The organism is Brevundimonas nasdae (genome assembly GCF_016654005.1).
Lineage (GTDB): Bacteria > Pseudomonadota > Alphaproteobacteria > Caulobacterales > Caulobacteraceae > Brevundimonas > Brevundimonas nasdae.
Genome location: NZ_JAEPWN010000001.1, coordinates 158,718 through 174,020, shown reverse-complemented (window position 1 = coordinate 174,020; position 15,303 = coordinate 158,718). Strand labels below are relative to the sequence as shown.

Here is a 15,303-nt window from a genome sequence, read left to right as displayed (position 1 = left end):
TTAAAACCCCAGCCTAGGATTCAGTTCCGAGAGCGACCCGCAAGCCACGACAAAAGAGCAACCCGTAAATTGCTTGGCTTGAGGGAGGGCATGTCACATTTGATCTCAAATCGTTAAATGAAATCAAAGCGAATGGCGGGCCGCGACCGATAGTGATGAGCACTACGTTTACGCCATAGCCCTACGATAGAACTTCATCTTGCCGGATTAGGCTATGCGAGGGAGCAAGGCAGCTTCGGAGCCATCTTCGATTGTTTCGGTGTCCTCACCTTCCTCGGGGATATTGCCGCTATAGGCGGCCTTGCCCATCGCCTGTTCGATCAGACCAAGCAGGCGCTTTTGCCGATCCTCCATGAACTCCTCGAACTTGTCGGCACGGAGAAGGACAGGGGCGATGAGGTGGGATTGCAGATAGCTGTCCAGCTTTCCAGCGGCGATTGGCGGCGTCGAACTGTTTCCGCTTTCCAGCTTCGCCAAATACTCGCTTGGCGCGACACCACCAATGATCCTGTTCGTCCGATATGACAGGGGCGTCTTGTTGATGATGGAATCGAACACGGCGGGCTTGATGCCCTGCGTCTTGCACCAGTCCTGCGGGAAGATGTGATGAATATCCACATTTTCCCCGAAGAACACCGTATGATCGAATTTCTGGCCCGACCGGAAATCCTGCGCGCCCTCCTTCATCAGCAAGGCGTTCATGCCCTTGTAAGCCGCTGAAAGCCGCATCCGCATGGTTTTCAGGCGGTCGGAGCGGAAAATGGTTTCGCTGACCGTTGAAGGCTCCGGCCCGCCGCTCAGCCAGCGCGGCACCTCCATGAAATCCTTGGCGATCCGCGTTTCGACGGCGGAACCGTAAAGCTCACCGAACACGCCGTTCCAATACCACTGGACCAGCTTTGTCCGGTTGGCCTCATGCTCCCAAGCATCGCCAATGTCGGCGAGGATCGCCGCCAACGGCACAATCTGCGACTGATAGGGCAGATCGAAAATGCGGTAGATATGAAGCATGTGCAGAAACTTGGCGGCTTGGACGAAGCCGCGTTCCACCTGCGCTTCATATTGTTTGTAGGCTTCCAGCGGCAGATCGAGCAGGGCTTGCCGATTGCCCGACACCGCAGGCAATTCCTTGCCTTCCTTGCCCGCCTGCTCGGCGGCACGCCGCCGGTCGCGGGTGAAAAAGAGGGAGACGGCCTGCAAGAAATCGGTATTGCCGACACCGGCCAGAATACCGGCATCGGAATCCGCAGGACGCAGGGTATCGGCGAGCCGCTGATGGCGACCTTTGACACCCTCGTCGCCATACCAGTCCTTGCGCAGTTCATGACCGGAGGCGGCATACATGGCCGTGACCAACTCGAAGGCGTCGAGCGGCTTGCCACCCGTGTTCACCTTCTCGAACACCACACAGACTGCCTCCTTGGAAGTCGAGCGGTCGAGCGCGATCACCGGCACGCGATACATCTTGAAGTTTTCCAACACCTCTTTCTTGAAGGTGCGGAACTGCTCGCGCACCGCCTTGTGCTCGTCGCCCGACCAGTGATCGTTGAACCCGTCCTGCCATGCGTCCCAATCGAATACCTGGCTGACGGGGAACATCAGTGCGGCGTATTCTCTTTCCGGTGTGGAAAGGTCGAGGGTGACTTCGCGCCCGAAATCCGCGCGCTCCATACGATCTTCCGGTACGCCGATGACGGCTTCCTCGCGGTCCACGGTCTCGTCAATCGCTTTGGCGATGTCGAGATAGAACCAGCGTTTCACGCGCTTCTTCTTCGGGGTGACGGTTTCCACCACCTTGCCGCGCAACGTCACCTGATAGAGCGAGGTCATGCGTTGCTGACCGTCAAGCAGAAGGGATTGCGGCGCTATCTGACGGGCGCCCGCCGGAGCGCCCTCGACAGGGCGGGGCTTGAAATTGACCGGCCCGCCGGTGTCCAGCGACATGAGCGCACCGACCGGGAAGGCCCGCGAAATCGAGGCGATCAGGCTCTTGATGCGGTCTTCGTCCCAAACCCAGCTTCGCTGGAAATCCGGCAACTGGATGATGCCCCGATGGCACTCATCAAGCAGCCGATGAAGGTCGATAGGATTGGTCTGGAAGGACGCCCCAGCCATGCTCTGTATTCCCCCGCGTACTCAATAATTCTACGAATCTATACTGCGTTCGATAGCTGTTTCCAGCATATCAAGAAAGCGAGGCTCGTAGTTCTCTTCCACGTGTCGTTGGTTCCACAGGCCCGAGCGGCGAACCTTGTCCCGACCCGAGCAGAGGCCCAGCCATGACCGTGAAGGCGGATCAATCATTGGCTCGTGCAAGCAGCTTGTGAGCGCAATCGCATTTCGTTCGATATACCCACGCAGGGAGTCAGGCCCCGGCTCATCGTCAACTGGAAGGCACAAAAAGGGCAATCGACCTATATATTCAGATACGGCGGCTTCAATTGGTGCCTCAGCGGCTGCTAACTCGATCCTTTGCGTCATCAGTATCTCCGCGGCCTTCCCAATGTCGCCTTTAACTCCCCAAGAACGGCACTCCGGGCAGTCACCACGTGCGATTAGCGCCTCGCCGACAAGCAATCTAAAGATTGATCCCCGATGATTTCCGCCGAGGCCGGACGACCTCCCGGCATGCTGGCGCAGGCGCTGATGCAGGGTTGAACGCGCACCCGCTCCCAAAGCATGAGTGCCTACGCGGACAAGCCTTTCGCCGTGACCGCTACCCTTGCGAGTTTCCCCCGGCTCAAAGAAGAAATAAACGCCCCTTCGCGGCCAGGTTCTCGATGGCGCAAGCTGAGCAAGAAACCTTTTGCCGCCCGACAGAGCCTCCAGCCTATCCAAGATCCGATACAAACGAATAAGATCATTTGTCCTGCTCATGATCGCGCGGCCAGCCATGCCAATTGTTCTCCAATACGTAGGTTTGCCATTGGCACATCCACTTCGTAGCCACCGCCGTTCAATGCGGGGAGCAGAAATTCGCGATAGCGTTGACCAGCAAATATCACGATCCGTTGCCGTCCGATCAGATATGGGCCTAGCTGTTGGAGAGTAGTTTCCGCCCATGCGCGCCGTTCAATCACGCCAGCGGCATTGAGTGTTTTTTCATAAGGGGCAATTTCGGCATCCGGCACAACAACACCGTGGAGTGCGGACAGTATGAGCCAATCAGCCTTTTGGCTTTCGACCAGCTTCCGCACTTTGAGAAACCATTCGGAACGATAAAGCAGTTGCGCCGGAGCTGGTCGGGAGAGCTTCTGACTCACGCATGAAACGAGAACAAGGGCATTTGTCAGGTCTAGTGATGCCTTCCCTTGACCGTCTGGCGCTGTCAAAGACGGCGCGGGAGACTGCTTCAAGACATTGTAGGCATGCTGATATCGAATCCCCAGTTGTCTTGCTATTTCGGCGACCTTCAACCCTTCGCGCGCCAAGGCGCGGATGTCCTCGGAAACGCTCACGTCAGGCGCTCCAATCTCGCGCGAACCCGTGGAACCGATACAAGCGCATTAGCAAAAGCTTGCGCCCTGGCAGTCAGTTCGGCGTCAGGATCGACAACCGTAAACCAGCGCTGGCGCTGCACATATGATGACGAGCCAGCAGCGCGTGGCACTGAAACATTGGTTCGCAGTGTGACGATATTTTCGGCACCCGTTTCGACAGAAAGCCGTTCATGCAACTGCTGCAAAAGGGCATCGTGTTTCATGTTCCGGCCCGGAAATGTGATGAAGACGATGGCGCGTCCGGGTTTGCGCAACAGCCGGATTTCCGAGAAGGTTGCGTGTTTTTCGGTTTCCCCACCGACGCCGTTATCGGGATCGAGAAACAGAATGTCGGCAGCATCAAGCGCGCTCCGCTTGCGTCTTCCCCACGCGGATCGTTCCACGCGGGGCGGCACCGGCTCGCGATGAAACAGCGCTCCTTCCGGCCAGATCATCGCTTGTTCGAGGGCTTCAACGCTGCGTTCCGGCAAGGTCGCAAGACCTGCGTGCAGTTCTTCATCAAGCGCGCGCCACGCCGTCTCATCTCGCCATTCAAGATGCCGACCGTCTGAGCGCCCATCATGACTCGGGGCATAGTACCACGCGATACCGAGTGTTTTATCCTTGCCTGCAAGGGCGCGCAAAAAAGCAAATTTGATTACGTCGCTTACATCTCCAGCATATTGATCCCGCATCCAGTATTCACCCTTCCCCTGCGAAGCAATGACAAGATCGCACAAACGAACGGAGCAGCACAACGCCTGTCGCTCACCGTTTTTGCGCAGCGCTGCCGCGCGATGGCGGGCAGCGCTGCGATATGTGAGTCTCCGCGCCGCCCGCCATCGGTCACGCCCCACCCTGCCGTGACTGCGGCCTGTGGTGTGCGCCTGCTGAGTGCTCCGCCTCGAACGCGCCATTTCCCTTTTCAGTCCAGAGCGCCAATGCCCTTTTGCGTTCCTCGCTCTTGAGTTTGTCGGCCATCCAGAGGAGTGCGCCGAGGATGGTGGCGCGGTCGTCGCCGGTCAGGTCCACGAGGCCCGCTTTGACGACGAGGCCGCCGAGTTCGATCAGATGTTTCGTGCGCTTTCGGCGCTCGACCTGCCAGCTTCGCATGTCATGTCGCGCCCGTGCCGCCTGATGCCGGTTGCGTGCCGCCCGGTTGCGTCTGAGTGCCGCCATGTTCGCGGTCAGGTGTTGATGCAGATCGCCGTGTCCGTCCCTGAAAGAACGCCGCGCCACGCTTCGCCCATGCCTCCCGCTTTCCGGCATCGGCGGTTTCCGCCAGCACGATCAACGCACCGGCCAGTTCGTCGGCGGTGAGGTTGTCCGCCCCGGTGGCGATCACCAGTTCGCCAAGTTGCTGGACCTTCCGCGTCTTGAGTTCTCTGGCCTTGTCTTCCAGCGCCTTCAGTTCGGCATCGTAGTCTCTCGGTTTGCGCATTGTGCTTTCCTTTCCGGTCGCAAGATGTCGATGCGGAGAGGATAGTTTCGCGAGGCACGGAATGCAGTAATGTCACCGGGACGGTCTGACACGGCGCGAACAGTCCCGAGAAATTCATTTCGAGGGCGCGCTTATACGTCGTTCCGACGTGCGCTCAGAGGTGTAGATGGTTTGATCGCGATGGCGATTTATCATCTTCACGTCAAGGTCATTGGCCGCAAGGCCGGGAGCAGTGCGGTGGCATCCGCCGCCTACCGCTCCGGCTCGCGCCTGCGCGACGAGCGTCTTGACCGCAGCCATGATTTCTCCGCCAAGCGCGGCGTCGTCCATTCGGAAATCATGCTGCCGGAGGGCGCGCCGGAGCATCTTGGCGACCGCGACCGGCTCTGGAACGATGTCGAAGCCTGCGAGGTGCGCAAGGACGCCCAGCTTGCCCGCGAGGTGGAATTTTCTCTGCCGCGCGAACTGACGCAGGTGCAGGGCGTCGAACTCGCCCGCGACTTCGCGCAGTCCGAATTTGTCGATCAGGGCATGATCGCTGATGTGAATGTGCATTGGGACATAGGCGAGGACGGGATGCCGAGGCCCCATGTCCATGTCATGCTCACCATGCGCAGCGTGGACGAGAACGGCTTCGGGCAGAAGGTGCGGGACTGGAACCGCACCGAAATGGTGGAGCGCTGGCGCGAACGCTGGGCCGAGCTTGCCAACGAACGGCTGGCCGAACTCGACATCGACGCCCGCATCGATCATCGCAGCCTTGAAGCGCAGGGCATCCCGCTCGAACCGCAGAGCCAGATCGGCGCACCCGCGCAGCGGATTGAGGGCGAAGGGATCGTAGCCGCAGACCGTGCAGACCTGCACCGCGAGATCGCCCGCGACAACGGCGCACGCATCGTTGCCGATCCATCGATTGCGCTGGACGCGATCACGCAGCAGCAATCGACCTTTTCGCGGCGCGACATGGCGAAGTTCGCGCACCGGCACAGCGACGGCATCGAGCAGTTCAACGAGGTGATGGGAGCAATGCGGAACGCGCCCGATCTTGTCGAATTGGGTAAGGACGGACGCGGCGAGGATCGTTTCACCACGCGCGACATGATCGAGGCCGAACAGCGCTTGCATCGCTCGGCGCAATTTATGGCCGAGCGCGAACGTCATGCAGTTGGTGATGCGGATCGCGATGCTGCATTGGCCCGTGCCGAACAGCGCGGCCTTGTCCTTTCCGGCGAGCAGGCGGACGCGCTGGCGCATGTCACGGACGGGCGCGATCTTGGTGTTGTCGTCGGCTATGCCGGGACGGGAAAGAGCGCGATGCTCGGCGTTGCGCGCGAGGCATGGGAAGCGGCGGGCTATCAGGTTCGGGGTGCTGCGTTGTCCGGCATTGCTGCTGAGAATCTGGAAGGCGGATCGGGCATCGCGTCGCGCACCATCGCCAGCATGGAACATGGCTGGGGACAGGGCCGCGACATGCTCTCGAGCCGCGACGTGTTGGTCATCGACGAGGCGGGCATGGTCGGCACGCAGCAGTTGGAGCGGGTACTGTCCCATGCCGCCGAGGCCGGCGCGAAAGTCGTTTTGGTCGGCGATCCGCAGCAGTTGCAAGCAATAGAGGCGGGTGCGGCGTTCCGTTCGATCCATGAGCGCCACGGCGGCACGGAAATCGGCGAGGTGCGCCGCCAGCGCGAGGACTGGCAGCGGGACGCCACGTGCGATCTGGCGACCGGCAAGACCGGCCATGCGATCCATGCTTATGACCGCCACGGTATGGTGCATGTCGCCGAGACCCGCGAGCAGGCGCGCGGCGAATTGATCCAGCGCTGGGACCGCGAACGGCGGGCCAGTCCCGACGCCAGCCGCATCATCCTCACCCACACCAATGACGAGGTGCGCGCCTTGAACGAAGCGGCGCGCGACAGGATGCGGGACGCTGGCGACCTTGACCACGAGGTGCGCGTCACCGTCGAGCGTGGCGCGCGGACCTTCGCCGCCGGAGATCGCATCATCTTCCTGCAAAACGAGCGCGGGCTTGGCGTGAAGAACGGAACGCTCGGCACGGTTCAGGAAATCAGCGCGCAGAGCATGACCGTGCGCGTCGACGATGGGCGTTCCGTCGCCTTCGACCTGAACGACTACAAAAAGATCGACCACGGCTATGCCGCCACGATCCACAAGGCGCAGGGCATGACGGTGGACCGCACCCATGTCCTGGCGACGCCGGGCATGGACGCCCATAGCAGCTATGTCGCGCTGTCCCGTCACCGTGACGGCACGGACCTGCATTATGGCCGTGATGACTTTGCCGATCAGAACCGGCTCGTTCGCACCCTGTCGAGGGATCGCGCCAAGGACATGGCGACGGATTACGAACGCGCCGATCCAGCGCAGAGCTACGCCGAGCGGCGCGGCATCACCTTCCGCGAGCGCGTGGTCGAGATCGTCAGGAAGATCGTGCCGGAGAAGGTGCGCGGCATGTTCGACGGCCCGCGCTCACCGGCTGACACCACGCCCGGCGACAACGCCATCCCGTCGCCACAGCGGGCAGCGCCGGAAAGGACAGTGGCGGCAGACCCGGAGGCGGCGTTGCGCAAGGCGCGTGCCGACGCGCTCGTGCGCCATGCCCGCGCATCCGACGCTATCATCGAAGCCAAGCAGCAGGGGCTTGCGCCTTCCGACGAGCAGCGGCGCGAACTCGGTGCGGCACGGCGCGCCTTCGACGAGGTGCGGCCCCACGGATGGCAGGATGCGGAAGCCGCTTACAGCAAGGACAACGGCCTCGCGCGTGAGGCGGGTGGTGGCAGGATCGGTCGTGCAATCCGCGCCCTCCAGCTCGAAACCGAAATCCGCACCGGGCGGAATGCTGATCCGGGGATCACGCCCAGCGCCCGCGCCGACCGCTTCGTGGAGCGCTGGCAGAACCTTAGCCAGAACAGCCAGCGCCAATATGCGGCGGGCGACTATTCCGGCTACAAGGCCGCGCGCTCACAGATGGGCGACATGGCGAACAGCCTGCAACGCGACCCGCAGCTAGAATCGCTCCTCGCCGGTCGCAGGAAGGACCTCGGCATCGGCGGTGACTTCGATACAGGCATGGGCATCGGCAAGGACCTCGCCCTCAGTCATGGCCTTGGTCTGGGCCGGGGGATCGGGCTATAGACCAGCGGCATCAGAAGCGTTGATTTGATGTCGGCGGGATAGCTGAAAGTCCGAGCTTATCGTCACCTTTGCGCGGGAGGCAGATCGTCCCAACGGATGCGCAGGAACCGGCCAGTTCGCTTCGGCAAAAGTTTGCGGTCGATCATCCGCCCGGCGACCTGAAATTCCTCGTTGATCTTGACCACGAGCAGTTTGCTGAAATGCCGCGCCGTATCCACCACAACCAAGTCTTTGGTCTTGAACGGGGTTATGGTCTTGATCTCGACGTGATCGTTCCCGAGCCTGCCGTCAGAACCCTGCGCATAGGTCTTGTTCAACTCGATGCCGTAGGTGATTGCGCCAAATAGCTCGCCGATGTCGCCATAGACGGAGAGGTGCAGCCCGGTTTCGAGGTGATAGCTCTCGGCAAGGGAAATCAAATCTTCAAAGTAGGGAATGATCGAGCGTTTCGCGTTCGGGTATTTCGCGCCCCACTCCTTGTAGCGCAGTTGCTCATCGATTTCGGACCATGTCACCCATTCTCCGTCGTCGTAGAACGCACGGTCTGCCCAGTCGATTTCCTCCAATTCCGTGCATCCTTCATGCTTGCCTGTCAGGTTTCGGATTCTATGCCCATCCTATTTACCGCCGTTTCTTCGCCGTAGCACGACGACAGCTAAAACTCTATTGCACAAAGGCAATTCCTTCTTCTGTCTGGCTCAATCGCAATCAGAAACAGCCAGCAGGAGGCAGCGTCGCCATGCGTCAACCAGACCGTATTATCCGTCTGAAAACCGTTCTCGCCCGCACCGGGCTTTCGCAGTCCACCATCTACCGCAAGATCGCCGAGGGCACGTTCCCGCCACAACTCAAAATCAGCGCCAACGGCACAGGCTGGCACGAATCCGAGATCAACCGCTGGATCGCCAATCCCGCCGGGTGGCGGCAGCGCTCGCGCAACGAGTTCGACTTCCTCGATGACTATTGATCGCAGGGACGACAACAGGCCCGTGGCGGCATCCCGATCCCGGCACGCAAAACGCCCGCCCACGGCATCGGAACAGCTTGAGGAACTGCTGGGCTATCCGTGGCCATTCCCCGGCAGACCGCCCAAGCACGACCTCTCCACATGGACCGTTACCGACGACTGGCCCGATCCCGTTCCCGTCACGGAAGCCGAGATCGAGGTGTTCGAGCGATGGTTCGGCGACCTGCTCGATGAGTTATTCGGCCCCGGCGGTTGATGCTCCCGGCGTCGAATCGGCGTTGAAATCCGCCCTTCAATGGATTACATGTAGTCACATATGTCTACATATGGAGGCGCGACATGCTGACCATCAACCTCAGAGACGCCAAGGCTGGATTCTCCAGCCTCGTTGATGAAGCCGTCAAAGGAGAAATCGTGACCATCACCCGTCATGGCAAGCCCGTTGCAGCCCTGGTTTCGGTCGAGGCGGCGGAGATCGCGCGCAAGGCGCTCGATCGCAAACGGGCGGGTCTTGTCAGCTATCTCAGGACGTTCCCAGGCGGAGAGTTCCCGCGCAACCGCAAACCATCGCGGGATGTCGAGCTTTGAGCGGCTTCCTTCTCGACACCAACGTCGTCTCCGTGCTGGCCCCGTCGAAGTCGGACGCATCCGCTGACTTCCTCACCTGGCTGGACCGCATGGACGCCGATGGACGGCTATTTCTGTCGGTCGTCTCCATCCATGAGATCGAGAAGGGAATCGCGCTCCTCGACCACAAGGGGGCAACGGCGAAGGCCGCGAGCCTGAAAGCATGGCTCAGTGGCCTTGTCTCCACATACGATGACAAGATCATTGGCTTCGATGCGCAGGCCGCCGCAATCGGCGGGCGGCTGGAAGCAAAGGCGCTTGCGGCCGGTCACGACCCCGGCATGGCGGACGCCGTGATTGCCGGGACCGCCGCAGCGCATGAACTCGTCATTGTCACACGCAACACGAAGCATTTCCTGCCATTCGGTGTCGCCGTGTTGTCGCCTGACGAGGCTGCCGCACAAGGGGGTCCGGCATGACCGCTTCCACCGTGTCGCTACGCGCCGCCCTCTATCTGCGTGTCTCGACGGCGCGGCAGGCCGAGCATGATGTTTCCATTCCCGACCAGAAGCGGCAGGGCGAAGCCTATTGCGAGGCGCGCGGCCTGCAACTGATCGAGACCTTCGTGGAGCCGGGCGCATCGGCCACCAACGACCGCCGCCCCGAGTTCCAGCGCATGATCGAAGCGGGCATATCGAAGCCCGCACCCTTCGATGTCGTCGTGGTCCACTCGTTCAGCCGCTTCTTCCGCGATCACTTCGAGCTTGAGTTCTATGTCCGCAAGCTGGCGAAGAACGGCGTGAAGCTGGTTTCGATCACGCAGGAAATGGGCGATGACCCCATGCACGTCATGATGCGGCAGATCATGGCGCTGTTCGATGAATACCAGTCCAAGGAAAACGCCAAGCACGTCATCCGGGCCTTGAAGGAGAATGCCCGGCAAGGCTTCTGGAACGGCTCGCTTCCGCCTATCGGCTATCGCACCGTCGCCGCCGAGCAGCGCGGCGCGAAGACCAAGAAGAAGCTGGAGATCGACCCGCTGCACGCCGACACGGTGCGGCTGATCTACCGGCTGGCCCTGCATGGCGACGGCACCACCGGCCAGATGGGCGTCAAGAACATCGTCAGCTACCTGAATGCTCGACGAATCTTCACTCGTGATGGTGGCCGCTGGGGCATCGGCCAGGTTCACCGCATCCTGACCCGCCGCACCTATATGGGCGAGCACGAGTTCAACAAGCGGACCAAGACCAAGGAATTGAAGCCGGTCAGTGAAATCGTGATGGTCCCCGTCCCGCCGATCATCGACCGTGACACGTTCGACACCGTGCAGAAGCTGCTTAAGGCCCGCAATCCCAAGGTCACGCCTGCCGCCGTCATCAGCGGCCCCACCATGCTGACCGGCCTGATCCATTGCGCCAAGTGCGGCGGGGCTATGACCATCCGCACAGGCAAGGGCGGGCGCTATCGCTATTACACCTGCTCGATCAAAGCCCGGCAGGGACCGACCGCCTGCGAGGGCATGGCGGTGCCGATGGACAAGCTGGACGATCTGGTCGCCAGCCATCTTGAAAACCAGCTTCTCCGGCCCGAGCGGCTGGAAACCATCCTTGCCGCCGTTCTCGACCGGCGGGAAGAACATGCCGAGCGCCGCCGCGAGCATATCGCCGAACTCAACAAGCGCGCCACCGAATCGGAATTGCGGCTCAAGCGCCTCTATGACGCCATCGAAGCGGGTGTGGCCGATCTGGACGACCCGGCGCTGAAAGACCGCATCGACGGTCTCAAGGCGATCCGGGATCAGGCCAAGGCCGACGCCGAACGAGCGCAGGCCATGCTCCAGAACTCAGGCCAGAAGGCGGTGACGCCGCAGATGCTGCGCACATTCGCCAGGAACGCCCGCCAGAGCATCCGGCTCGAAGGGGGAGGCTATCGCCGCGACCATCTGCGCGCGCTGGCTCAGCGCGTCGAGGTCGATACCGGCGAAGTCAGGATCATGGGATCGAAGTCCCGGCTGCTTCAGGCGTTGGTATCGGGCGGTGGCGTAAACGCAGTGCCCACTCAGGGACTGAAGTGGCGGACAGAGAGGGACTGCCGCCACATCGTTTAAAATCAATCACTTAGCAGGCCGTGACTGCTACAAGTTTGAGGGGGAAGTGTAGCAGTCTGCCGCGCGCTTTCAAGGTGGTCCAAGCAGGTAGCAGCAGGCTGCGGCCATCATGCTTGGTTGAGTTCAAAGCCAACGTATCGTGAAAACTCCTCGGGATACTGAGCCAGCACCATAGTGAGGTGCGCGAGCGCGGCCGCTTCATAGCGATCAGTTGACGGCGGATTGGGGCTCGCCTTGACCGCCTCGTCGTAAGCTTGAAGCCCTGCGAGATAGATGTCTGAGCCATCCCCCAAAGCATATACAACGCCCCAGCGAGCGGACATGCGTTGCTGCTCAGTCGCTCGGCTATCAAGGGCTTGGTCGATTATCGTTGTGGCGTCCAAACGCAACTGTGTCGGCTCTAAGTAAGGCTTGGCCATGCGTGTAGATTGAACGGCGGCGTATCCTTTAGCTGCCATAAGCATGTCAGGTTTTAGATAGCCGTCATCGCCCGTCTCGATCCCAGCCTTCTTCGCAGCGCCCAGAGCAGCGCCCTCTCTGGCCCGCCGCGCGTCCAACGCCGCCCTGATCCGCTTCCGCGCGTCCGACGATCCAGCGGCCTGCACAATCATCGGGCTCATGCCCTGTTGAAGCATTCGGTGCGATACGGCGGTGGTTGCAGCCAGTTCGTTCAGCAAAGCATTGAATTCGCCAGCACTCAGTTCACGCTGTGCGGCGGTAAGTTGGGCTCTCGCATCATCATCGAACATCTGAATGGAGGCTGCGCGCTGCTTTTGCCGTTTGGCTTGGCCCATGACCCACCAAACGATTGCCCAAACGATAACGCCACCAATGATCCAGCCCAGCACAACACTCTCCTAATCTGTGCCCCTAACTCGCGGCCTAGTGGTTAAGCTCGCGTTTCCAAGGATAATGCGGGAGAGTGACAAGGTTGAATGTTCTGTCTATGTTCCTTGCAGCGATTGCGAGGCTGCTATGACCATTTTCGACCATTTCCCAAAAACGCCTATCGACATCGTAGCCCCAGACGGCACGCTTCGCTGTTCGACCACCGGCATCATCAGCGCCAATGAAATACAAGTTCCTGATGCATCTGTCGATGTGGAGGCTGGGGACGAAGTTCGGCGGCTTCTTCCAAGTGGAAAAGAGGAAGTCTTCATTATACGGGATGCCGTTTATTCTGACGGCTTAGGTCCTATCCCGCCGCATTATAGCCTCAAGGTGTTTCGTAAGGGATCGTTTGCCCGGCACACGGGCGGGCACTACATCAATGTGTCGGGAAGCAATGCGCGTGTTAACTTGCACTCAACGGACAACTCAACAAACACCGTCAGCACCACGTCGATATTTGCCCAGGTCGCGTCCGCCATTGAGCAAGGGGTGGAGGACGAGGCTGAGCGCGCGACCCTCCTTGAAGCCTTAAAAGCCATAGAGGCGAGCAATAGCGCGGAAGGGAAAGGGCAAGCCTATCAGCGGCTAATCGCAAACGCTGCCAATCACATGACCATTCTTGCGCCGTTTCTCGGCCCCTTGACCCAAGCGCTTTCACAGTAACCCCCGGCCGAAATTCGGCTTAGCTATGCGAGGGTAGACCTCCGATCCTAAAAGGCATCGGCTCCCCCGGTATCCCCTCCGGGCTGGCCGCAAATCATCATGCCACCAAGGCATTGCCTGCCGCCGCCATATCGCCAGCGACGCCGCCAGAAACGACAGGCTCACAAGTTGTAGGTTATGCGCTATGGCTCATAAGATATATTGACGCCGCATTGAGCCGGGCTTATGAGCCAGCTTGTAGCGTCACCTAACTTATGAGCCAGTCATGCACCGCATCGCCTACTACCGCGTCAGCACCGGGGATCAGAGCATTGAGAGCCAGCGCCTCGCCCTTGGCGGGGACTTCGATCAAGAGTTCAGCGACGAAGGCGTAAGCGGCGGGACGCTGGCGGTTAAGCGGCCGGGCTTCGCTGACCTGCTAAGCAAGGTTCGGTCTGGCGACACCGTTCATGTCTATGCGGTTGACCGCCTCGGCCGGGACGCTTTGGACGTTCAGGCCACCGTTCGCCTCCTTATCGACAAGGGCGTCACCGTGGACGTTCACGGCCTCGGCCCCATTGGTCGCGGCGTCGGGGAGTTGATCCTCGCCGTTCTGGCCCAAGTCGCAGACATGGAGCGCCAGCGGATCAAGGAGCGGACACAGGCAGGCCGCGCCGCCGCTAGGGCCGCTCTGGAGGCCACCGGCAGGACGCACAGGGGGAAGGAAAGCCTTGGCCGCCCGATGGCTCAGGACGCCGCCGCCGTGGTCGCATGGCGCAAGGAGAACGGGGCCAGCATCGCCCAGACCGCCCGGCACTTCGCCCTCTCCCCCGCCACGGTGAAACGCTACTCGGCAGCGGCGGCGTAGGCCGGGGTCGCAGCGGCCACGCTAGGCCCGTTTTCCGGCCCGCTCACGACCTTCTCTAGCCCGCTCGACCTTGGGGGCGCCGACGCCTTCCCGGCGCTCCTCGGGCTTCTCTGCGGCGAATAACGGGATGCGACATTCTGGCTCTCCCAGCGGGACCGCGTGACGCCTGGACCTGAGGACCGGCAGGATATTTTCGACCGGCGCGCCATCCGGGAAAAGCCAATGAAATCAATCGGGACGAGTTTCGATACCCTCAAGCACAAGGGAACATCGCACCGGCTCGGCCGGTCCTGAAACGATACCCTCGGGCACAACATAACGTCCGCCTTAGGCGGGGAGCCTACGCTACGGCTATGATCGCAAAGGGGGGCCGCAAGGCCGCGATCACCAGAGGCCATCCCGACGATCCGACAACTCAAGAACACCTTGGGATTGACCGTCGAGGCTCTGCTTTCCTTACGCCAAACAGACTGATCTGTGGGGGGTAAGGGGGGCCAGAGTTCCTCCCTTCTAATCCTCCAATCTAAGAACACCTATTAGGGCTTACGCCTTGGGATAATACACCCAGCCGCCCTGCATCTGCCCTCTGAGACTGACGAGCCGTAGAGCCTCAGTCCCTGTTGGCGGCCCATGTCATTCCTAGCGGGCCGTGGGGCCATGCCATCCGTTTAACAACGGCGGAAACAGACGCATGAGCGAGGGCTATCTTTATGCCTTCGCGGGACACCTTTCGACTAACCGCCTTTGACTTAGCCGCAGGCCCCATCGGCCCGCCACGATATTACCAAGGATATTCCAATGACCATTCGCACCATTGATGACGGGGTTCTCAATAGCCCCGAGGCCGAGGCGTATTTCACCACCAAGGCTGACCGCCGCGTTCTTATCGGCTTCCGCGCCGCCCTCGAAATGCTGGCCATTCCCCTGCCGGAATACGCCCGCCGCAAAGAGACGGGCCGCCCGACGACGACCAAGCTGATCGCCCGCCAATATGCCGAGGACAATCCCCAGCCGCGCACCGGGGACACGCTATCTCCTCGCTCCGCATCAACGGGCCTCAGCGCGCAACAACGCCGCGCCCAGCCCAAGACCGGGGATGCTCGGGAAATCACCCGGCAGGCGTCCCTCTTCCGGCAGGCGTTCGCCACGCAGGGCTAACTCCCCCGCCACAACCATTCTCCT

General features: G+C 61.0%; 16 protein-coding genes. 9 read left to right on the top strand and 7 right to left on the bottom strand.

The features are described from left to right. Positions 1 to 207: 207 nt before the first annotated feature. From JKF87_RS00845 to JKF87_RS00825, 5 genes are all read right to left on the bottom strand, one after another. Entirely contained in the window at positions 208 to 2,115 is a 1,908-nt protein-coding gene (locus JKF87_RS00845) for a GmrSD restriction endonuclease domain-containing protein (RefSeq protein ID WP_201096474.1), read from the bottom strand. A gap of 758 nt (positions 2,116 to 2,873) precedes the next feature. After that, complete coding sequence (locus JKF87_RS00840) at positions 2,874 to 3,458, bottom strand: DUF6884 domain-containing protein (protein WP_201096473.1); 585 nt, start codon at positions 3,456 to 3,458, stop codon at positions 2,874 to 2,876. Next, positions 3,455 to 4,174 (bottom strand): hypothetical protein, encoded by a 720-nt coding sequence (locus tag JKF87_RS00835; RefSeq protein WP_201096471.1) that lies wholly within the window; start codon positions 4,172 to 4,174, stop codon positions 3,455 to 3,457. Before JKF87_RS00835 ends, JKF87_RS00840 begins: the two co-directional genes overlap by 4 nt. Before the next feature lie 151 nt (positions 4,175 to 4,325). Then, positions 4,326 to 4,592, bottom strand: a complete 267-nt coding sequence (locus tag JKF87_RS00830) for a conjugal transfer protein TraD (RefSeq protein WP_201096469.1) — start codon at positions 4,590 to 4,592, stop codon at positions 4,326 to 4,328. A 1-nt stretch (position 4,593) separates the two neighbouring features. After that, positions 4,594 to 4,920 (bottom strand): conjugal transfer protein TraD, encoded by a 327-nt coding sequence (locus tag JKF87_RS00825; protein ID WP_201096468.1) that lies wholly within the window; start codon positions 4,918 to 4,920, stop codon positions 4,594 to 4,596. 180 nt (positions 4,921 to 5,100) lie between these two features. On the opposite strand from JKF87_RS00825, the gene traA reads away from it, so the two are divergent. Beyond that, the gene (traA, locus tag JKF87_RS00820; RefSeq protein WP_201097172.1) at positions 5,101 to 8,076 is read left to right on the top strand and encodes a Ti-type conjugative transfer relaxase TraA; all 2,976 of its coding nucleotides are present in this window, start codon (positions 5,101 to 5,103) and stop codon (positions 8,074 to 8,076) included. A gap of 62 nt (positions 8,077 to 8,138) precedes the next feature. Here the strand turns inward: traA and JKF87_RS00815 are convergent, their stop codons facing one another. Next, positions 8,139 to 8,642 carry a hypothetical protein gene (locus JKF87_RS00815; protein ID WP_201096467.1) on the bottom strand — a complete coding sequence of 168 codons (504 nt, stop codon included), beginning with the start codon at positions 8,640 to 8,642 and terminating at the stop codon, positions 8,139 to 8,141. Between the two features lie 173 nt (positions 8,643 to 8,815). Here JKF87_RS00815 and JKF87_RS00810 point away from each other — a divergent pair, with 173 nt between their 5' ends. The 5 genes from JKF87_RS00810 (at position 8,816) to JKF87_RS00790 (ending at position 11,720) form a co-directional block, all read left to right on the top strand. Beyond that, positions 8,816 to 9,043 (top strand): helix-turn-helix transcriptional regulator, encoded by a 228-nt coding sequence (locus JKF87_RS00810; RefSeq protein WP_201096465.1) that lies wholly within the window; start codon positions 8,816 to 8,818, stop codon positions 9,041 to 9,043. Then, entirely contained in the window at positions 9,033 to 9,299 is a 267-nt protein-coding gene (locus tag JKF87_RS00805) for a hypothetical protein (RefSeq protein WP_236261002.1), read from the top strand. Before JKF87_RS00810 ends, JKF87_RS00805 begins: the two co-directional genes overlap by 11 nt. Before the next feature lie 83 nt (positions 9,300 to 9,382). Then, positions 9,383 to 9,631 carry a type II toxin-antitoxin system Phd/YefM family antitoxin gene (locus JKF87_RS00800; RefSeq protein ID WP_201096464.1) on the top strand — a complete coding sequence of 83 codons (249 nt, stop codon included), beginning with the start codon at positions 9,383 to 9,385 and terminating at the stop codon, positions 9,629 to 9,631. Then, the gene (locus JKF87_RS00795) at positions 9,628 to 10,089 is read left to right on the top strand and encodes a type II toxin-antitoxin system VapC family toxin (RefSeq protein WP_201096462.1); all 462 of its coding nucleotides are present in this window, start codon (positions 9,628 to 9,630) and stop codon (positions 10,087 to 10,089) included. Before JKF87_RS00800 ends, JKF87_RS00795 begins: the two co-directional genes overlap by 4 nt. Further along, complete coding sequence (locus tag JKF87_RS00790) at positions 10,086 to 11,720, top strand: recombinase family protein (RefSeq protein WP_201096461.1); 1,635 nt, start codon at positions 10,086 to 10,088, stop codon at positions 11,718 to 11,720. Before JKF87_RS00795 ends, JKF87_RS00790 begins: the two co-directional genes overlap by 4 nt. A 107-nt stretch (positions 11,721 to 11,827) precedes the next feature. On the opposite strand, the gene JKF87_RS00785 is transcribed toward JKF87_RS00790, so the two are convergent. Continuing rightward, entirely contained in the window at positions 11,828 to 12,568 is a 741-nt protein-coding gene (locus tag JKF87_RS00785; RefSeq protein ID WP_114818570.1) for a hypothetical protein, read from the bottom strand. 127 nt (positions 12,569 to 12,695) lie between these two features. Here JKF87_RS00785 and JKF87_RS00780 point away from each other — a divergent pair, with 127 nt between their 5' ends. From JKF87_RS00780 to JKF87_RS00770, 3 genes are all read left to right on the top strand, one after another. Continuing rightward, a complete protein-coding gene (locus JKF87_RS00780) occupies positions 12,696 to 13,274 on the top strand; it encodes a hypothetical protein (RefSeq protein ID WP_162790714.1) in 579 nt (192 codons plus the stop codon). A 265-nt stretch (positions 13,275 to 13,539) separates the two neighbouring features. Further along, a complete protein-coding gene (locus JKF87_RS00775) occupies positions 13,540 to 14,121 on the top strand; it encodes a recombinase family protein (RefSeq protein WP_201096460.1) in 582 nt (193 codons plus the stop codon). Between the two features lie 798 nt (positions 14,122 to 14,919). After that, the gene (locus JKF87_RS00770) at positions 14,920 to 15,279 is read left to right on the top strand and encodes a hypothetical protein (protein ID WP_201096459.1); all 360 of its coding nucleotides are present in this window, start codon (positions 14,920 to 14,922) and stop codon (positions 15,277 to 15,279) included. Positions 15,280 to 15,303 lie beyond the last annotated feature (24 nt).